Here is a 17677-nt window from a genome sequence, read left to right on the forward strand (position 1 = left end):
TGATGCTATTCTCTGGAATACCAACTAACAACAATCGCTCACCCTAGACACCGCCATGCAGCTAAAGCCGATTTTCAACTTTCTCGCCCAATCTATCCTGTTAGGATTGTTGGCAGCCGCGGTGGTTCTATGGCTAGTACCAGGCATCGACCTATTCGATAGCAAACCCGCATTGAGCGAACAAACCCCAGCAACTTACGCGCAGGCCGTTAATCGTGCTGCACCGGCGGTGGTCAATATATACAGCGCCGGAGAAATCCGCGGTTCGTTTTATAACCCCAGCCCGTCGACCATTTGGCGCTTGGGCTCTGGCGTGATCATGGATCAGCGGGGGTACATTTTAACCGCTTACCATGTGGTTGCCGACGTTGACCAAATTGAGGTGGCGTTGCAAGATGGCCGAGCCTACGCGGCGCAACTGATTGGCAGTGACCGTTATACCGACATTGCCGTGTTACGTATTCAGGCGGAAAACTTACCCACCATTACCGTTAATCCAGAGCGCAACCCGCGCGTTGGCGACGTGGTGTTGGCTATCGGCAATCCTTATAACTTAGGGCAAACCGTGACTCAGGGTATCATCAGTGCTACTGGTGGCCGCATGGGTATCAGCAATTCTTATTCCGATTTGATTCAGATGGACGCATCCATCAACGAAGGCGCCTCTGGCGGCGCATTGGTCAATAGTTTAGGTGAACTGATTGGCATCAATAATGCCAGCTATCAATCCTTAACCGGCGAAGGGGGAGAGGGTATTTACTTCGCTGTGCCCTACCCAATTGCCGCCAAGGTGATGAAAAAAATCATCTCGGATGGTGCAGTGGTACGCGGTTACATGGGGATTAAAGTCGATCCGAGCTATGATACTAAGCGCTCCATCGACGGTGTCATCGTTAACGGTATTGACGCGGGTGGGCCGGCCGATAAAGCTGGCTTACGCGTCGGCGATTACATTGTGGAAATGGCCGGTCAGGCCATTACTACCGGTGCCGACGGCCTCGATTTAGTGGCCGAAGCCGCCCCTGGCACCCGTATGCCGGTGGTGTTTTACCGTAACAACCAACGCAAAACCACCACCGTCGTTATCGGCGAGCTACCGCAGTAACTCGCCCACCATAACAACCCTAGCCTTTATACTGATACGCGCTGAATATCGGCGCCTAAGGCTTGCAGCTTTTTCTCGATGGCCTGATAGCCGCGGTCAATGTGATAAATTTGCTCGATGGCGGTTTCGCCTTCAGCCACTAATCCAGCGATGACTAACGATGCCGATGCACGCAGATCGGTGCACTTGACTTCGGCGCCGGTTAAGCGTTCAACTCCGCGGCAAATAGCGGTGTTACCCTCCAGCTCGATCACCGCGCCCATGCGACGTAACTCAGGCACGTGCATAAAACGGTTTTCAAAAATGGTTTCGCGGATCCAGCCAGTGCCATCGGCAATACTATTCAAGGCGGTAAATTGCGCCTGCATATCGGTAGGAAAAGCCGGATGCGGAGCGGTAATAACATTTACCGGCTGCACTCGGCCATGACTTTGCAAGGCAATCCAATCGTTGCCCTTAGTCACGCTAGCGCCCGCTTCTTGCAACTTCTTGATCACCGCATCCAAACTATCGGGATCAGCATTTAAGCAGCGCACCTCACCACCGGTCGCTAAGGCAGCAACTAAGAATGTGCCGGTTTCGATGCGATCGGGCATCACTGCATAAGCGCCACCGCTTAAAGACTCGACCCCGTCAATGGTAATGGTATCGGTTCCCGCACCCTCAATATTAGCACCTAAGCGCTTTAAAAAGTTCGCGACATCAATGACTTCCGGTTCCCGCGCGGCGTTTTCGATAGTGGTGCGTCCTTCGGCCAACACCGCCGCCATCATCAAGTTTTCGGTGCCAGTAACGCTGACCGTATCCAATAAGATATCGGCGCCATGTAAGCGGCCATCGACGGCAGCATTGATATAGCCGTTTTCGACACTAATGTCGGCACCCATGGCGCGTAGCCCTTCAATGTGCAAGTTAACCGGGCGAGCACCAATCGCGCAGCCGCCGGGTAAAGCCACTTGCGCCTTACCATACTTGGCCAACAACGGCCCCAGTACCAATACCGACGCGCGCATGGTTTTGACCAACTCGTAAGGCGCTTTGTGATTATTGAGCGAGCGCGGATCAATGCTGACCCGATTATCTGACAACTGCTCGGTTTTTAAACCCAGCTGTTGCAGTAACGACAATGTGGTTTTAACGTCGTGCAATAACGGCACATTATCAACGGTAACAATATCGCTAGGGAGTAGCGCGGCCATGAGAATAGGTAGGGCCGCATTTTTAGCGCCCGAAATGGTGACATCACCGCTGAGTTTTCGGCCACCACGGACCAGAAGCTTTTCCATACGTCGGCGTCCTAAGATGGCATAATCAGCTTTTTCTCACGCTGCCACTCTGACGGCGTGAAGGCTTTAATCGACACCGCGTGCAAACTACCATCGGCAATGACTTGATTCAGCGGTTTATAAATCAACTGTTGTTTTTTGACTCGGCTGAGCGCCTCAAAAATATCACCAACGGCAATAATTTCGGCATGACTGCCTTCGCTTTTTACATGCACTTCGCTTAAATCAAGCTCGGCTTGTAATAACGCTTCAATGTCTTTAGCTTCCATAATTCCCTAACTGTCGATCGCAAAAGCGTTAGCTTAACGAAAGCAAGTCGTTAACGCCACTGAGCGCAACAATTTCACGCAATTGCTGATTAGCTTGTTGCAGGGTCAGACGACGTTGTTCGGGCTTTAGTTCCGCCATAACTTCAATTAAAAAAGCAACGCCAGCGCTATCGACTTTGCTGACCTGCGCCAAGTCGACAACGACGTCACCACGTTGCGGTAACCACTGTCGCCGCTGCTGCCAAGCCGAAGCGACAGTTTGCCGTGTCAGTTCGCCATCAAACGACACTTGCTGCTGTTGTTGTTGCCAAGCCAGCGTCATCGTTAAAAGTCCACTTCGTCGTCTTTTTTGATCGGCTGATAAGCCTTATCTTTCAGCATCTCAATGGTGCCATCAATACCATTTTGACGAATGACCGCAGCAATTTCGGCTTGTTTACTATTGAGTAAACTCACGCCTTCCACCACTAAGTCATAGGCTTTCCAAATCTTATCGTTATTGTCTAAACGCATTTTGAAATCTAAACGGATATCATCGGGACGCCCAGGCTCTTGAATACGCGCCCGTACCACTGCCACACGATCGTCTGGACTCAGCTTGTTGGCAGGCTCAAATACCACTTTATGTTTGCTTTCATCATACTGTGTAAAAGCACGCGCATAGGTAGCCACTAAGTAATCACGGAAAACTTTATAGAAATCGCGAAACTGGTCTTTTGAAACATCTTTTAGATTACGGCCAAGTACTTTTTTAGTGGCAAACAGCGCATCCACATAAGGCATCAACTCATCTTCAACAATCTCACGTAAATAATTTGGGTCGTTGTCGATTTTCGCGCGCTCGTTGGCCATGCGCTCAAAAGTTTTATTGGCAACCAATTCGACCAACTCATAAGGGTTGTCGTTTTTGATCACGTCAGCCGTAGCCGACAGCGAAACCGACGCCGACATCAGTACGGCGATACAAGCCAATAATAAGCGTTTCATTCCCTTCTCCTTTATTCGTTGCCCTGGCTAAACAAAAACTGACCGATCAACTGCTCTAGCACTAACGCTGATTTCGTATCGGTAATGTAATCACCGTCTTTCAGCATGCCGACGCTGTCGTCAATAAAACCAGGCTGTAATCCTAAATACTGTTCGCCCAATAGCCCCGACGTTAACACTGAGACCGAACTGGTTTCAGAAAATTCATCAAACTGGCTGCTAATGGTCATCTCCACCAGCGGTTCGTAATATTCGCCGTCTAAGCTGATGCTCGTGACACGACCGACGACGACACCACCCACTTTGACCGGTGAGCGTACTTTCAAGCTGCCAATGTTGTCGAACTTGGCATAAATACGATAGGTTTCACCACTGGTGGTGGCGCTATTGCTGGCTGCTTTGAATGCTAAAAAGGCCAGCGCCAAGGCGGCGATAATGACAAAAATACCGACTGTTAATTGGGTTTTTCTTGATTCCATGGTTAACCACCAAACATCAGAGCTGTAAGAACAAAGTCGAGACCTAATACGGCAAGCGACGCAGTAACGACGGTTGAAGTTGTCGCGCTACTAATACCTGCCGACGTGGGTGTTGAGTTATAGCCTTTATAAAGCGCAATCCAAGTCACCACAAAAGCAAACACCACACTTTTTATGATGCCGTTGAGTAAGTCGTCATACCAATCCACACTCGACTGCATCACCGACCAGAATGCACCGTCGTCGACGCCTAGCCACTGCACGCCAACCATATAACCACCGTAAATACCCACCGCCGAGAAAATCAGCGCGAGCATCGGCATACTAATTAAACCGGCCCAAAAGCGCGGCGCAATGACTCGCCGTAGTGGGTCGACCGCCATCATTTCTAAGCTCGATAGCTGCTCGGTCGCTTTCATCAAACCAATTTCTGCGGTCAGCGCAGAACCCGCGCGACCGGCAAATAACAATGCCGTCACCACCGGTCCAAGTTCGCGTAACAATGACAGCGCGACCATTGGCCCTAAACTCTGTTCAGCGCCATAGTCGACCAAAATGGTATAGCCTTGCAGCGCTAAGACCATGCCAATAAACAGACCACTGACGATAATAATCAGTAAAGACTTAACCCCAACGACATGCATTTGCTGTAACAACAGCGGGGCCGACTTCTTTGGCGTCGGCTTGCCGATGATGGCATTGAGCAGCACCAGTAACGCTTTGCCCATACCGGCCAAGCTATCTAGCGTTTGCCGACCCACACTTGCAATCGCATCTAACATTATTTGCTGCTCCCTGTCACTGCGGCTCCACGCGCTAACAGATCTTGCGCATAATCGTCGGCAGGATAATGAAAAGCAACCGGACCATCGGCTTCGCCGCCCATAAACTGTTTAACTAAGGCGTTATCGACTTGCGCCAATTCAGCCGGGGTTCCTTTGGCGACAACCTGCTGGTCGGCAATGATATAAGCATAATCGGCGATGCTCATGACTTCGTCGACGTCATGAGTAACGATAATGCTGGTTAAACCCAGTGAATCGTTGAGATCTTTAATCAGTTTAACCAACACGCCCATTGAAATCGGGTCTTGCCCAGCAAAGGGTTCGTCATACATGATCAATTCAGGGTCTAAAGCAATGGCGCGCGCTAACGCTGCACGACGTGCCATGCCACCCGATAGCTCGGCCGGCATCAAGTCACGGGCACCACGTAAGCCCACCGCTTGCAGCTTCATTAAGACAATACTGCGGATCATCGACTCGGGTAAATTGCTATGCTCGCGCAACGGAAAGGCGACGTTCTCGTAAACCGACATGTCGGTGAACAGCGCACCGCTTTGGAACAGCATGCTCATACGCTGGCGTACCTGATAAAGTGCCGACCGCGATAAGGTGGGGATGTTATGACCGGCAAACTCGATCTGCCCTTGCTGCGGACGCAGCTGCCCACCAATCAAGCGTAATAAGGTGGTTTTGCCGATGCCACTAGGCCCCATCACGGCGACAATTTTGCCGCGCGGCACCTGTAACGATAATTGTCGATAAATTTGACGCTGACCGTGCGCAAAATCGACCTGCTTAATATCAACTAAAGCTTCCACGCTTTAATCCCACTCGTTAGTTTGTTTCAGTTTACCCGACAGCTCAGTACTTTGCTTAGCACTGACGCTGTAAAATTTGTGTCAAAACGTTGTCAAAATAATCCATAACCGTCGTTATCAGGCACCTGGCTGCCATTCATCAACAAGCTTCAGCAGCGCATCAGCAAAGGCTTCTCGCTGTTCACAAGAGGCGTCACATAAGCCTAACATTTCGAACATTCGCACACCCTTAGCGGCAAAAAACAACAATAACGCTTTATCTTTACCGATATCACTTTGTGCTAATCGCTCGAACACTTGATTCAAATCTTGCTGCAACGGTTGCAATAGCTCTGGACTGTTGGCTGCCACCGCCAACATCGCGCTATTCAGCGTCGGCGACTCTTCTTGGCAATTTAAAGCGGCCAGCAACACGCCGCGTAAATAGCTATCACGCTGTCCCTGCTGCTGCGCTTGTAGCTGCTTTCTCAGCTGCTGATTGCGTTCAACCTGACGCGTTAACATGGCCGCCAACAACATATCTTTGCTGGCAAAATGATAGAGCAATCCGCCCTTACTGATACCCGTTGCTTGGCACAAGGCATCAAAAGTCAGGTGTGCCGCGCCTTGCTCGCCCACCAATTGTTCGGCAGCGTCGAGAATGACGTCGCGATTACTTGGTCGTCCAGCGCACTTCTTGGCTTCGTTTGTCTGACGCTTTGCTGTTTGCACTATCTACTCGCTCTACTACCACTTTACTGCGCGTTATGGTCGACATTGAGCCGTTCAGGCATTGCTTTAGTCGATTGCCATGACTGGCTTTATTAACCGTCCAGTTGGTATAGTAATTCAAAATGTCATCAGATCTCAAGCGAAATCGCCTAATCGGCACTGTATTTGGCGAGCTGATGACGTATCATTAGCGGCTATAAATAACTCAGATCGAGAAAGGTAATGGCATGATGCGGCAAACGACTCAGGACTTTATTCCACTCGGACGCCAAGTGCTGGATATTGAAAAAGCAGCGATTGAAGGCTTATATCAGTTTTTAGACAGCAGTTTTAATCGAGCTTGCCAATTAATTTTTGATTGCAGTGGTCGAGTTATTGTTATTGGTATGGGGAAGTCTGGTCACATTGGCGGCAAAATTGCTGCCACTTTAGCGTCGACCGGCACACCGGCATTCTTCGTGCATCCGGGCGAGGCCAGTCATGGCGATTTAGGCATGATCACCGCCAACGATGTCGTACTTGCCATTTCGAACAGTGGCGAAACCGCTGAAGTACTCAATATTTTACCCGTGATCAAGCGCTTAGGTGTGGGTTTAGTCGGTATGACCGGTAATCCGCAATCAACCCTCGCCCAGCACGCTGATGTACACGTCAACATTGCCGTTGAGCAAGAGGCTTGTCCGTTAGGCTTAGCCCCCACCGCATCAACGACCGCAACCTTAGTCATGGGCGATGCCATCGCGGTGGCCTTACTTAACGCTCGAGGCTTTACTGCCGACGACTTTGCCCTATCTCATCCAGGTGGCAGTCTGGGTAAGCGTTTATTACTCAGGTTACAAGATATCATGCATACCGGTGACCGTATTCCGTTGGTTAGCGAGCAAGCGATTATTAGCGAGGCCTTGTTAGAAATGTCACGCAAAGGCTTAGGCATGACCGCCATCGTCGACCAACAGCAACGCTTACTGGGTATTTTCACCGATGGCGATTTACGCCGTATCCTCGATAGCCGTATTGATATCCATCAAACGGCCATTGCCGACGTAATGACACGTCAATGTATCACCGCGCCCGCAGATATGCTGGCCGCACAAGCGCTTAAAATTATGCAAGATCGAAAAATCAGTGGCTTGATCGTAGTGTCGGAAGAGGGCTTACCCACTGGTGCCCTCAATATGCACGACTTGCTCAAGGCGGGAGTCATTTAATGCAACACTGGCAAACTAGCGGTGACGCCAGTATCAGCACTTGGTACGGCGAAGTACCTCGGCGCGTGATGCAAGCCGCCGAACAAATTAAGTTGCTGGTATGTGACGTCGATGGCGTGTTCTCTGACGGTCAGGTATATCTAGGTAACGATGGCGAAGAATTGAAGGCCTTTCACACTCGCGATGGCTTTGGTGTTAAAGCACTGTTAAATGCAGGCATTGAAGTGGCGGTGATCACCGGCAGACGCTCGCGCATCGTCGAAAACCGCATGCAAGCCTTGGGTGTGACGCACATTGTGCAGGGTTGCGACGATAAATTTCCGGTTTATCAGCAATTACAGCAGCAATTTGGCTTACAATCGCAACAAGTCGCTTGTATTGGCGACGATATACCCGACGCACCGATGATCGCCGATTGTGGTTTGGGTGTTGCCGTTTACGATGCACACCCATGGGTGCAACAACAAGCCAGTTACGTCACCAATATTGCCGGTGGCCGTGGCGCCGTGCGCGAAATCAGTGATTTGATTTTGCTGGCGCAAGGCAAATTGCACGATGCACAAGGAGCGAGCGTGTGAGCCGACGCGTGCTGTTTATTTTGTTTCTCTTGTTCAGCTTTGGAGCGCTGTTATTTTGGCGCCCCTTTGTTGATGACCGTGAACAAGGTACTCAGCAACGCCCAGCCAGCCTGAAACCGGACTTTATTGCACGCGGCTTAGTCACCCGGCTTTATCAACCGGACGGTAAACTAGCGCACCGAATTGACGCCGATGCGATGAAACATTATAGCCCTATCGGTTTAACCGAACTTGAGCGCCCTGTTTATATTGTTTACGCCAAAGACGGTCAGGCAACGTGGCGAGTGAGTGCCGATATTGGGACTTATTACGATGACAAAACCTTGATCCTAGAGCGTAATGTCAACATAGTCGATATGGATGACAGTAGCGTTCTTGATAATATTGTGACCAGCTATTTAGTGGTTGATATGGTCGCCGAGAGTATGACTACCGACCACCCGGTGACCATCACCGGCAAACGTTTCCAAGCCCGTGGTGAGGGCATGGTCGCGGACTTATATGCCGAACAAGTGGAGCTTAAGCGACATGCTGAAACTATTTACTATCAATCTAACTAGTGCCGCACTGCTGGCTTTACTCAGCGTGCCAGCGCAAGCACAAGGACGCGATGACTTCCAACAGCCGATTAAAATCGACGCCGATCGCGAACACATTGATATTCAAGCTGGCACGGTGATTTTTGATGGTCATGTGATCATTCGCCAAGGCACGCTGCTCATCCATGCTGAGAGTGTTAAGGTCAAACGCGACGACCAAGAAAACGACGCCGAGACATTCATGGCTAGTGGTTCACCGGCGACCTATGAACAACAATTAGAAGATGGCTCATCGATCACCGCACAAGCCAATCAGATCGATTACGACAAGCAACAGCAAACCCTGACCATGATCGGTAACGCTCAAGTCTCGCAACGTGGTAGCCTGATCAAAGGTGACCGAATAACCTACGACTTGACCAAGCAAGAATTGTTGGCTGAACTGGACGAGAAAAGCGGTAATCGGGTTACCACTATTTTTGAACCGCGCAAACAAAACGATGAAAACAAGCAACAACAGAATAACGGCAATAACCGTTAAGCAGGACTGACGCTGGATGGCTATACTTAAAGCAGAACACCTAGCAAAAAGCTACAAACGGCGGCAAGTCGTTAAAGACGTGAGCCTTAGCGTAGCTAGTGGTCAGGTCATTGGCTTACTAGGCCCCAATGGTGCCGGTAAAACGACCACGTTTTATATGATTGTGGGCTTAGTTAATAATGACCACGGCAGTATTACCTTGGATCAAGACGACATTACTCTGCTGCCCATGCATGAACGGGCACGGCGTGGTATCGGCTATTTACCGCAAGAATCGTCGATCTTCCGCAAGTTAACGGTACGCGAGAACTTGATGGCAATTCTAGAAACACGTAAAGAGCTGAGCACGGCCGAGCGTGAAGATCGCGTCGACAACTTATTAGAAGAGTTTCATATCGGTCATATCGCCAACAGCTTAGGTATGAGTTTATCCGGTGGTGAACGCCGTCGGGTTGAGATAGCGCGGGCACTGGCCGCCGATCCAGCCTTTATTTTGTTGGACGAACCGTTCGCAGGTGTTGACCCGATATCGGTGCTTGATATAAAAAAAATCATTGAGCATTTAAAAAATCGCGGCATTGGCGTGTTGATCACCGATCATAACGTTCGCGAAACCTTGTCGGTTTGTGAGCACGCTTACATTGTCAGTCATGGAGAAATGATCGCCCAAGGCGATGCACAGAGTATCCTTAATAATCAACATGTCAAAGACGTCTATTTAGGTGAGCAGTTCACCTTATAAGCGGTACGGAAACCTTTTTCTATGAAGCAAAGCCTGCAGCTTAAAATTGGCCAACAACTCACCATGACACCGCAGTTGCAGCAGGCGATCCGTTTGTTGCAATTATCGTCGTTAGAGCTGCAACAAGAAATTCAAGAAGCACTCGACGCTAACCCACTGCTAGAAATCGATGCCGATAGCGATACCGCCGATAGTAGCGAACACGAAAGGTCCGACTCGCATAAAGATGACAGTGCGGTAGAAGCTTCTGAAGCGATGAAAAAGCAGGATTTGCCCGACGACTTACCCATCGACAGCAGTTGGGATGATACCTACAGTGCCGGCAACGGTATCGTCAGTCAGGCGGTTAGCAGCGCTGACGACGAGGTTTATCAAGGTGCAACATCGGAGTCACTGCAAGATTATTTGCTATGGCAAATGCGTCTATCGCACTTTAGCGAAGAAGACGAAACTATCGCCACCGCTATCATTGAAGCGATAAACGACGCGGGTTATCTAACGCTATCGATAGAAGAGCTGGTCGAGGCCGTCAACTTGCCCGAGGTCGAATTGGAAGAAGTCTGCATGGTGTTAAAGCGCGTGCAGTTATTCGACCCCATCGGTGTAGGCGCACGCGACGTCGCTGAATGCCTGTTGCTGCAATTACGACAAATACCCGATGAAGTTGCCGCTAAATCGCACGCTTGCACGGTCGTTCAGCATTACATGCCGTTACTAGCAAACCGCGACTATCGAGGATTAGCGCGCAAGTTACGCGTTAAAGAAGATGAACTAAAAGACATCGTCGGCCTGATTCAGCAGCTCAATCCTCGTCCGGGCGATAATATCGTGCAATCCGAGCCAGATTATGTCATACCTGATGTAACGGTAAATAAAAAAGGTATGCGCTGGGTGGTTGAGCTAAACCCCGATAGCATGCCGAAGATTCGTGTTAATGAAACCTATGCGGCAATGAGTAAAACGGCACGCAATAGTGCCGATATGCAATACATCCGCAATCATACACAAGAAGCGCGTTGGTTCATTAAGAGCATCGAAAGTCGTAATGAAACGCTGTTAAAAGTTGCCAACTGTATTGTTGCCAAGCAGCAAGCCTTTTTTGAGTACGGCGAGGAGGCGATGAAGCCGATGGTGTTAAACGATGTTGCCGAAGCTGTTGATATGCATGAATCGACGATTTCTCGTGTCACCACGCAAAAATATATGCATACGCCACGCGGTATTTTTGAGCTGAAGTACTTTTTCTCCAGCCACGTTAGCACCGAAAATGGTGGCGAGTGTTCATCAACTGCCATTCGTGCCTTGATCAAAAAATTGGTTGCGGCGGAAAACCCCGCTAAACCATTAAGCGATAACAAAATTGCTGAACTCATGGCAGAACAAGGAATCCAAGTAGCAAGAAGGACAATTGCGAAGTATCGTGAGTCGTTAAATATCGCCTCATCGAGTCAGCGCAAGCGTCTTATTTAACCACTGGCAAAAGAAGGACAGGCACTATGCAAATCAATCTGAGCGGTCATCACATTGACATTACTGAGCCACTACGGGACTACGTGGACACAAAATTTGCCAAGTTAGAGCGACATTTTGATCACATTAGTAACGTTCATGTGATTTTGAATGTTGAAAAAAATACGCAAAAAGCGGAAGCTACGCTCCACGTTAGCGGTGGTGAAATTTTTGCCAACGCCGAACATGACGATATGTACGCGGCGATTGATGGTCTAATCGATAAATTAGATCGCCAGATTATTAAACACAAAGAAAAGATGAAACGTCACTAAATCATGGATCTATCCACGCTGTTGAGCCCGGACTGCACACGCTGTGCAGTTCAGGGCGCAAGTAAAAAGAAGCTGCTTGAAACCATTAGCCAATTGGCCGCACCAAAACTCTCCGGCACCACTCGCCAAGATGTTTTTGAGAGCCTACTTAACCGCGAACGTTTAGGCAGCACAGGTATTGGCTTAGGCATTGCCATCCCACACGGCCGATTAGCCTCGGCAACACAGCCGGTGGCGGTCTTATTGACCACCTCGGAGCCCATTGATTTCGATGCCATCGATAACCAACCCGTGGATATCATCTTTGCTTTGTTGGTGCCAGAAGACCAACACGATGACCACTTACAGACGCTAGCGCAAGTTGCCAAGCGGATGAACGAGCAAGGTTGCTGCCAAGCCATGCGCAAGGCCGAGAGCGACCAACAGTTGTACGACATTTTCACTGGCCAAGGCGGTGATAACGGTTCATGCAGCTTATAGTCGTCAGCGGCCGTTCTGGCTCAGGAAAAACTATCGCACTCAGAGTCTTGGAAGACCTTGGTTTTTACTGCGTCGATAACTTACCGATCAGCCTATTGCCAACGCTGGTGCATGCGGTGCTGAGCCAGTGTGAAGCCATCGCGGTCAGCATTGATGTACGCAATTTGCCAGAACAGCCCGACGAACTGTTAGAGTCACTCGATTTTTTACCGCAACAGGTCAAACCCGACGTATTGTTTATCGATTCCGATGACAGTGTGTTACTACAACGCTTTGGCGAAACCCGCCGCTTACACCCATTATCACGCAGTGAATTACCGTTGCCCGAGGCGCTACGCTTAGAGTACCAGCTGCTTGAACCATTGATGGAACGAGCGACTTGGCGCATTGATAGTAGCAACCTCAGCGTGCATCAATTAAGTGAGCAAGTGACCGAGCGCGTGCTCGGTCGCGCCGCGCAAAAACTGATCGTGGTGTGTGAATCGTTTGGTTTTAAACATGGCCCACCCAAGTCGGCCGATTTTGTCTTCGACGCACGCATATTACCCAATCCGCATTGGCAACCGGAGTTGAAGCCGTTAACCGGCCGTGACAATGACGTTAAGCGATACTTTGGTCAACAACCGTTGGTCACCAAATACATTTATCAGGTCGAAAATTTCTTATCGACTTGGCTACCTCACTTTCAGCGCAGTAATCGCAGTTATTTAACCATCGCTATCGGTTGTACCGGCGGCCAGCACCGCTCGGTTTACATTGCCGAACAGCTGGCCGAACATTTCCGTCAGCAGGGTTTAAGCATTCAATTACGTCACCGGGAGCTGGATAAGTAATGCCGCGTGTTAGCCGTACTCTGACTATTCGCAATAAGTTGGGCCTACATGCCCGTGCCGCGACTAAACTGGCTCAGCTTAGCCAACGCTTTCAGGCCGCCGTTCGCATTCGCCAGGCAGAACAAGAGGTCGACGCTGCCAGCGTGATGTGTCTGCTGTTACTAGCCAGCCAGCAAGGCAAGCAAATCGAAGTGATTGCCGACGGCGACGACGCCGAGCAAGCACTTGATGCCATCACCGACCTCATCGAACAGCGCTTCGAAGAAGCTGAATAAAGCCGCGCAAACAACGGTTGACGTTTGCCTAAGCGACTGATAATCCTGTACCATTTAGCGATTAATGTGGCGCAGTGCCGGACTCATGCAGGGGATGTCGATGGTCGCAGAACTTTCGGACAAAGAGTTTGCTATTCAGCGAATTCAAGAGGTTAATGATGCCTTAGCCAGCGGCATGTATGTGCTAGCGCGGCGTATGCTGCACAATACCCCTGCCTGCGACGTCGCCCTGCTGTTAGAATCATCCCCCCCAAAAACTCGGGCCGTGATTTGGCAACTGGTCGATGCCGATGAGCATGGCGATATCCTCGAAGAGCTTTCCGAAGAAGTACAAAAGTCCATCATCCGACAAATGGCACCGGAGAAGCTGGCGGCCGCTACCGAGGGTATGGATACCGATGATTTGGCTTACGTATTGCGCGGCTTGCCTGATCCGGTTTACCAAGAAGTCCTCAAATCGATGGATAGCCAAGACCGGCAACGCGCAGAAATGGCCTTATCCTACGACGAAGACAGTGCCGGCGGCATGATGAACACCGATACCATCACCCTGCGCCCCGAGGTGAGTATTGATGTGGTGTTGCGTTACCTAAGACTAAAGGGTGAGCTACCAGAAGCAACCGATAAGCTTTATGTGGTCAATCGTGACGACCGTTTTATCGGCGAAATTTCGTTAGCCTCGCTACTCACCGTTGAGCCTAGCCTATTAGTTAGCGAAGTCATGCAAGCGGACGTACAGGGCATCCCCGCTAACTTGGAAGACACCGAAGTCGCTAAGTTGTTTGAACGCCACGACTGGGTCTCGGCGCCGGTTATTGACGACGACAACCGACTACTAGGCCGTATTACCATTGATGACGTGGTCGACATCATTCGTGAAGAAGCTCAGCACTCGATGCTCAGTATGGCCGGTTTAGAGGATGACGAGGATACCTTTGCGCCAGTGGTGACTTCGGCACGGCGCCGGTCGGTTTGGTTGGCCGTTAACTTGGTGACGGCGTTATTAGCCGCAGCCGTTAGCTCGATGTTCGAGGACATTTTGGCGCAAATGGCGATTCTTGCCATTTTAAATACCATTGTTCCTAGCATGGGTGGGATTGCCGGTAGCCAAACGCTGACATTGGTTATCCGCGCCATGGCCATGGGTCATATCAGTCAAAGTAACTCGCGTTGGCTGATCGGTAAGGAACTGGCTATCGGCGCGATTAATGGTGCGATCTGGGCAATACTGATTGCCGCTGTGGTGGCGCTGTGGAAGCAAGATTGGGTTATCGGCGGCATTATCGCCTTTGCCATGATGATGAACCTACTAGCGGCGGGTTTGGCCGGCGTTACCATTCCTTTAATACTGAAGCGTTTTAACATCGATCCGGCACTCGCCGGCGGTGTCATACTGACCACCGTTACCGACGTGGTTGGAATTTTTGCCTTTCTGGGAACGGCGACGCTACTGCTTACCTGACCGCAGGCGCTAAGGCGTTGTCTTAGCGCTACCCGTATTAGCCGCTAACGCCTGTTCGATCGCTTCGATCAAATCGTCGTCGTCAGGCGCGGTAAAGCTTGAATAGCTATCGATAACTTGCTCATCACGGCCTACCAAGTACTTATAAAAATTCCACTTTGGCTTGGTGCCCGATGCCGCAATCAACGCCTTAAACACTGGGTTGGCTTGCTCACCAGTGACTTTACTGGCACTAAACATGGGAAAGGTCACACCATAATTGACAAAGCAGACCTCTGCCGTTTTATCGGCCTCGGCAAATTCTTGATTAAATGAGTCAGAAGGAAACCCAGCGATAACCAAGCCCTGATCTTTATAGCGCTGATAAAGCGCCTCTAAGCCTTCAAATTGCGGCGTAAAACCGCACTCACTGGCAGTATTCACAAATAACACCACCTTACCGTGAAAAGCCTGACACAAGTCGGTCGACTGGTCGCTACGCAACTGCTGCACTTGATGCTGCAAAATCGCCCCACATTGCTGCGGCGCTGATTCCTCGCTAGTGCTAGCCGAGGCTGTTTCAGCCTGTATTGGATAAGCGCTTGCGCCACTTACCCCCGCCATACCGACAAATCCAGCAACCACCACACTTGTTAAGAGATTTTTCATAAACACCTCATTAAATCCGAGACACGCTGCATTATTGAGTCGCTAGCGCGATTAATTACCGGCTATCCGCATTTGCTCGATCAACACTGAACCGGTCAGTACGCCATGGCGATGGTCGACATCGTTACCGACAGCCACAATCTGTTTAAACATGTCGGCCAAGTTGCCGGCGATGGTAATTTCTTCAACGGCATACTGAATTTCGCCGTGCTCGACCCAAAAACCTGCGGCTCCTCGGGAGTAATCACCGTTGACCAAATTAACGCCTTGCCCCATTAATTCAGTCACCAATAAACCACGCCCCATCTGCTTACATAACGCCGCTAAATCTTGCTCACCATGACTGACACGCCAGTTGTGGATACCACCGGCATGGCCGGTTACCGGTAAGTCCAACTTGCGGGCCGCGTAGCTAGTAATTAAATAGGTCTGCAACTGACCTTTGTCAATGATGGTTTGTGTTTTGGTACGCACCCCTTCATTATCAAACGGGCTGCTCGCCAACGCACCTGACAAGTGCGGCTGTTCTTCAATAGTCAACCAATCGGGCAATATTTGCTGGCCGATGCTATCCAACAGGAAGCTTGATTTACGATAAAGGTTGCCACCACTGATAGCGCCGACTAGATGACCAAACAGGCTGTTGGCGACATCGGCACGAAAGATGACGGGCACCTTAGCGGTATCAATTTTACGTGCGTTTAAGCGCGCCAAGGTTTCTTTTGCAGCTTGTTCGGCCACCACGGCAGGCGATAGCAGTTGTTGCTGGTCACGAGCGACGCTGTAGCTAAAATCGCGTTGCATCTGTTCTTCTTGTTTTGCAATTAAGACACAACTCAATGACTGCCTAGACTGTAAATAACCACCGATGAAGCCATGGCTATTTCCATATACGCGAAAGCCTGCGTGGCTGCTATAGCTGGCTCCATCCGAATTCACGATACGCGCATCCAGGCCTAACGCGTGGCGTTCGCAAGCCAGTGCTTGCTGCAGTGCGTAATCAGCACTTTGGTCGGCATCAAAATACAAATTTAGATCAGGGTAGTCATACGCCATCATCTCAGCAGGTGCTAAACCCGCCGCCGGATCACTGGAGGTATAACGAGCAATCTCACACGCTTTACTGACCGCCGCTTTAATCGCCTGAGGTGCTAAGTCGGTGGTTGATGCCGACCCCTTGCACTGATCGCGGTAAACGGTAATTCCCAACGCCCCATCTTGGTTGAACTCAACCGTTTCAACCTCACCTAAGCGTGTGCCTACGGAAATCCCACTACTGCGACTAATCGCACACTCTGCAGCGCTAGCACCTGCTTTATCGGCTTGCGCCAACGCGTCCGCGACAGCGGTTTTTACTTGTTCCATTTGACGTTGTAATTGCGCTTGTTGGCTGCTCACAAAAACTCCTAAGTCGATTCGCCACTGACCGATACCCGCATCGGTTATTACGATATTTTTAGCGATAAATTTTCTGCCAGCATAGCATAGATCGCTCGCATTCAGATCGGCTTCGCGCTGACAATGATGTAAACTAAGCCATTCGCATTGCAGTTGACAGGAGCCTTACCCCCATGCGTAACCAGGATGACCATTTTACTGACGCCCACGACGACGATGATGATTTTGTCAGTAAATCACAGAAAAAACGTGAAATGGCTGCATTGCAGCAATTGGGCGAGCGCTTACTATCATTAAGACCAGCACAAATTGACGAGCTCCCCATCACCGATGACTTACGCGAGGCGCTCCATTTAGGCCAACGCATTCGTAATAAACGCGAAGGTTTTCGCCGCCAATTACAGTTGATCGGAAAGCTGATGCGCAAACAGGACGCCGATGCCATCAATCAAGCATTACAGCAAATCGAGCAACCGCAACAACAAGCCAATGAGCGTTTTCATGCGTTGGAGCAACTACGTGATCAAGTATTATTTGACGGCGAAGCCGGTGTCGATAGCGTGCTTGCTGAGTTTCCTCTTGCCGAACGTCAAAAACTGCGACAGCTACAACGCCAAGCTAAGCAGCAGCGCGAAGCACAGAAACCGCCGCGAGCCGCGCGCGAATTGTTTATTTATTTGCGTGATTTGCAAACATCAGCGTAGTCCGCTTGGCCTTCATGACAGTTAGCGGTTAGTGACAACTAACCG

The 17677-nt window shown here is 50.2% G+C and carries 23 protein-coding genes; 13 read left to right on the forward strand and 10 right to left on the reverse strand.

Translation table 11 applies throughout. From position 1 onward, the window contains the following. The first annotated feature begins 55 nt into the window (after nt 1-55). The gene (locus A10D4_RS03380; protein WP_008487744.1) at nt 56-1105 is read left to right on the forward strand and encodes a trypsin-like peptidase domain-containing protein; all 1050 of its coding nucleotides are present in this window, start codon (nt 56-58) and stop codon (nt 1103-1105) included. A gap of 26 nt (nt 1106-1131) precedes the next feature. Here A10D4_RS03380 and murA read toward each other — a convergent pair whose 3' ends face one another. The 8 genes from murA to A10D4_RS03420 form a co-directional block, all read right to left on the reverse strand. Beyond that, nucleotides 1132-2391 (reverse strand): UDP-N-acetylglucosamine 1-carboxyvinyltransferase, encoded by a 1260-nt coding sequence (gene murA / locus A10D4_RS03385; protein WP_008487745.1) that lies wholly within the window; start codon nt 2389-2391, stop codon nt 1132-1134. Between the two features lie 11 nt (nt 2392-2402). Further along, a complete protein-coding gene (locus A10D4_RS03390) occupies nt 2403-2660 on the reverse strand; it encodes a BolA family protein (protein ID WP_008487747.1) in 258 nt (85 codons plus the stop codon). A gap of 28 nt (nt 2661-2688) precedes the next feature. Further along, nucleotides 2689-2982 (reverse strand): STAS domain-containing protein, encoded by a 294-nt coding sequence (locus tag A10D4_RS03395; RefSeq protein ID WP_008487749.1) that lies wholly within the window; start codon nt 2980-2982, stop codon nt 2689-2691. A gap of 2 nt (nt 2983-2984) precedes the next feature. After that, nucleotides 2985-3647, reverse strand: a complete 663-nt coding sequence (locus A10D4_RS03400) for an MlaC/ttg2D family ABC transporter substrate-binding protein (protein ID WP_008487751.1) — start codon at nt 3645-3647, stop codon at nt 2985-2987. 11 nt (nt 3648-3658) lie between these two features. Beyond that, on the reverse strand, nt 3659-4126 hold the full coding sequence (gene mlaD, locus A10D4_RS03405; RefSeq protein ID WP_008487752.1) for an outer membrane lipid asymmetry maintenance protein MlaD: 468 nt from the start codon (nt 4124-4126) through the stop codon (nt 3659-3661). A 2-nt stretch (nt 4127-4128) separates the two neighbouring features. Beyond that, nucleotides 4129-4908: a lipid asymmetry maintenance ABC transporter permease subunit MlaE gene (mlaE, locus tag A10D4_RS03410; RefSeq protein ID WP_008487753.1), complete on the reverse strand. Its 780-nt coding sequence runs from the start codon at nt 4906-4908 to the stop codon at nt 4129-4131. Next, complete coding sequence (gene mlaF / locus A10D4_RS03415; protein WP_008487754.1) at nt 4908-5729, reverse strand: phospholipid ABC transporter ATP-binding protein MlaF; 822 nt, start codon at nt 5727-5729, stop codon at nt 4908-4910. The genes mlaE and mlaF overlap by 1 nt, the downstream gene beginning before the upstream one ends. Nucleotides 5730-5846: 117 nt before the next feature. Beyond that, on the reverse strand, nt 5847-6440 hold the full coding sequence (locus A10D4_RS03420) for a TetR/AcrR family transcriptional regulator (protein ID WP_008487755.1): 594 nt from the start codon (nt 6438-6440) through the stop codon (nt 5847-5849). A gap of 230 nt (nt 6441-6670) precedes the next feature. Between A10D4_RS03420 and A10D4_RS03425 the strand changes: the two genes are divergently transcribed. The 11 genes from A10D4_RS03425 (at nt 6671) to mgtE (ending at nt 14882) form a co-directional block, all read left to right on the forward strand. Further along, nucleotides 6671-7648, forward strand: coding sequence for a KpsF/GutQ family sugar-phosphate isomerase (locus A10D4_RS03425; RefSeq protein ID WP_008487756.1), 978 nt, complete (start codon nt 6671-6673; stop codon nt 7646-7648). Then, nucleotides 7648-8226, forward strand: coding sequence for a 3-deoxy-manno-octulosonate-8-phosphatase KdsC (gene kdsC, locus A10D4_RS03430; protein ID WP_008487757.1), 579 nt, complete (start codon nt 7648-7650; stop codon nt 8224-8226). The genes A10D4_RS03425 and kdsC overlap by 1 nt, the downstream gene beginning before the upstream one ends. Then, nucleotides 8223-8786 (forward strand): LPS export ABC transporter periplasmic protein LptC, encoded by a 564-nt coding sequence (lptC, locus tag A10D4_RS03435; RefSeq protein ID WP_008487759.1) that lies wholly within the window; start codon nt 8223-8225, stop codon nt 8784-8786. The genes kdsC and lptC overlap by 4 nt, the downstream gene beginning before the upstream one ends. Beyond that, on the forward strand, nt 8755-9306 hold the full coding sequence (gene lptA, locus A10D4_RS03440; RefSeq protein WP_008487761.1) for a lipopolysaccharide transport periplasmic protein LptA: 552 nt from the start codon (nt 8755-8757) through the stop codon (nt 9304-9306). The genes lptC and lptA overlap by 32 nt, the downstream gene beginning before the upstream one ends. Before the next feature lie 16 nt (nt 9307-9322). Further along, nucleotides 9323-10048 carry an LPS export ABC transporter ATP-binding protein gene (gene lptB / locus A10D4_RS03445; RefSeq protein WP_008487763.1) on the forward strand — a complete coding sequence of 242 codons (726 nt, stop codon included), beginning with the start codon at nt 9323-9325 and terminating at the stop codon, nt 10046-10048. Between the two features lie 21 nt (nt 10049-10069). Further along, entirely contained in the window at nt 10070-11518 is a 1449-nt protein-coding gene (locus A10D4_RS03450) for an RNA polymerase factor sigma-54 (protein WP_008487765.1), read from the forward strand. Nucleotides 11519-11544: 26 nt separating this feature from the next. Continuing rightward, nucleotides 11545-11832, forward strand: a complete 288-nt coding sequence (gene hpf, locus A10D4_RS03455; RefSeq protein WP_008487766.1) for a ribosome hibernation promoting factor — start codon at nt 11545-11547, stop codon at nt 11830-11832. A 3-nt stretch (nt 11833-11835) separates the two neighbouring features. Beyond that, on the forward strand, nt 11836-12312 hold the full coding sequence (gene ptsN, locus A10D4_RS03460; protein WP_008487767.1) for a PTS IIA-like nitrogen regulatory protein PtsN: 477 nt from the start codon (nt 11836-11838) through the stop codon (nt 12310-12312). Next, the gene (gene rapZ, locus A10D4_RS03465; RefSeq protein WP_008487768.1) at nt 12300-13145 is read left to right on the forward strand and encodes an RNase adapter RapZ; all 846 of its coding nucleotides are present in this window, start codon (nt 12300-12302) and stop codon (nt 13143-13145) included. Before ptsN ends, rapZ begins: the two co-directional genes overlap by 13 nt. After that, complete coding sequence (locus tag A10D4_RS03470) at nt 13145-13420, forward strand: HPr family phosphocarrier protein (RefSeq protein WP_008487769.1); 276 nt, start codon at nt 13145-13147, stop codon at nt 13418-13420. The genes rapZ and A10D4_RS03470 overlap by 1 nt, the downstream gene beginning before the upstream one ends. Nucleotides 13421-13520: 100 nt before the next feature. Beyond that, entirely contained in the window at nt 13521-14882 is a 1362-nt protein-coding gene (mgtE, locus tag A10D4_RS03475; protein ID WP_008487770.1) for a magnesium transporter, read from the forward strand. Between the two features lie 9 nt (nt 14883-14891). On the opposite strand, the gene A10D4_RS03480 is transcribed toward mgtE, so the two are convergent. Beyond that, a complete protein-coding gene (locus tag A10D4_RS03480; RefSeq protein ID WP_008487771.1) occupies nt 14892-15530 on the reverse strand; it encodes a glutathione peroxidase in 639 nt (212 codons plus the stop codon). Nucleotides 15531-15581: 51 nt separating this feature from the next. Continuing rightward, the gene (pmbA, locus tag A10D4_RS03485; protein ID WP_008487773.1) at nt 15582-16928 is read right to left on the reverse strand and encodes a metalloprotease PmbA; all 1347 of its coding nucleotides are present in this window, start codon (nt 16926-16928) and stop codon (nt 15582-15584) included. Between the two features lie 173 nt (nt 16929-17101). On the opposite strand from pmbA, the gene yjgA reads away from it, so the two are divergent. Beyond that, nucleotides 17102-17632: a ribosome biogenesis factor YjgA gene (gene yjgA, locus A10D4_RS03490; RefSeq protein ID WP_008487774.1), complete on the forward strand. Its 531-nt coding sequence runs from the start codon at nt 17102-17104 to the stop codon at nt 17630-17632. The last annotated feature ends 45 nt before the right edge of the window (nt 17633-17677 follow it).

This window comes from Idiomarina xiamenensis 10-D-4 (assembly GCF_000299895.1).
Taxonomy (GTDB): domain Bacteria; phylum Pseudomonadota; class Gammaproteobacteria; order Enterobacterales; family Alteromonadaceae; genus Idiomarina; species Idiomarina xiamenensis.

What these genes read in the sequence shown, in the direction of transcription:
- A10D4_RS03425 (WP_008487756.1), top strand. Translation starts at nt 6,671, where the DNA reads ATGCGGCAAACGACTCAGGACTTTATTCCACTCGGACGCCAAGTGCTG.
- A10D4_RS03390 (WP_008487747.1), bottom strand. Translation starts at nt 2,660, where the DNA reads ATGGAAGCTAAAGACATTGAAGCGTTATTACAAGCCGAGCTTGATTTA.
- lptB (WP_008487763.1), top strand. Translation starts at nt 9,323, where the DNA reads ATGGCTATACTTAAAGCAGAACACCTAGCAAAAAGCTACAAACGGCGG.
- ptsN (WP_008487767.1), top strand. Translation starts at nt 11,836, where the DNA reads ATGGATCTATCCACGCTGTTGAGCCCGGACTGCACACGCTGTGCAGTT.
- A10D4_RS03470 (WP_008487769.1), top strand. Translation starts at nt 13,145, where the DNA reads ATGCCGCGTGTTAGCCGTACTCTGACTATTCGCAATAAGTTGGGCCTA.
- A10D4_RS03450 (WP_008487765.1), top strand. Translation starts at nt 10,070, where the DNA reads ATGAAGCAAAGCCTGCAGCTTAAAATTGGCCAACAACTCACCATGACA.
- A10D4_RS03480 (WP_008487771.1), bottom strand. Translation starts at nt 15,530, where the DNA reads ATGAAAAATCTCTTAACAAGTGTGGTGGTTGCTGGATTTGTCGGTATG.
- A10D4_RS03400 (WP_008487751.1), bottom strand. Translation starts at nt 3,647, where the DNA reads ATGAAACGCTTATTATTGGCTTGTATCGCCGTACTGATGTCGGCGTCG.
- rapZ (WP_008487768.1), top strand. Translation starts at nt 12,300, where the DNA reads ATGCAGCTTATAGTCGTCAGCGGCCGTTCTGGCTCAGGAAAAACTATC.
- mgtE (WP_008487770.1), top strand. Translation starts at nt 13,521, where the DNA reads ATGGTCGCAGAACTTTCGGACAAAGAGTTTGCTATTCAGCGAATTCAA.
- mlaE (WP_008487753.1), bottom strand. Translation starts at nt 4,908, where the DNA reads ATGTTAGATGCGATTGCAAGTGTGGGTCGGCAAACGCTAGATAGCTTG.
- A10D4_RS03395 (WP_008487749.1), bottom strand. Translation starts at nt 2,982, where the DNA reads ATGACGCTGGCTTGGCAACAACAACAGCAGCAAGTGTCGTTTGATGGC.
- murA (WP_008487745.1), bottom strand. Translation starts at nt 2,391, where the DNA reads ATGGAAAAGCTTCTGGTCCGTGGTGGCCGAAAACTCAGCGGTGATGTC.
- lptA (WP_008487761.1), top strand. Translation starts at nt 8,755, where the DNA reads ATGCTGAAACTATTTACTATCAATCTAACTAGTGCCGCACTGCTGGCT.
- kdsC (WP_008487757.1), top strand. Translation starts at nt 7,648, where the DNA reads ATGCAACACTGGCAAACTAGCGGTGACGCCAGTATCAGCACTTGGTAC.
- yjgA (WP_008487774.1), top strand. Translation starts at nt 17,102, where the DNA reads ATGCGTAACCAGGATGACCATTTTACTGACGCCCACGACGACGATGAT.
- A10D4_RS03380 (WP_008487744.1), top strand. Translation starts at nt 56, where the DNA reads ATGCAGCTAAAGCCGATTTTCAACTTTCTCGCCCAATCTATCCTGTTA.
- hpf (WP_008487766.1), top strand. Translation starts at nt 11,545, where the DNA reads ATGCAAATCAATCTGAGCGGTCATCACATTGACATTACTGAGCCACTA.
- mlaD (WP_008487752.1), bottom strand. Translation starts at nt 4,126, where the DNA reads ATGGAATCAAGAAAAACCCAATTAACAGTCGGTATTTTTGTCATTATC.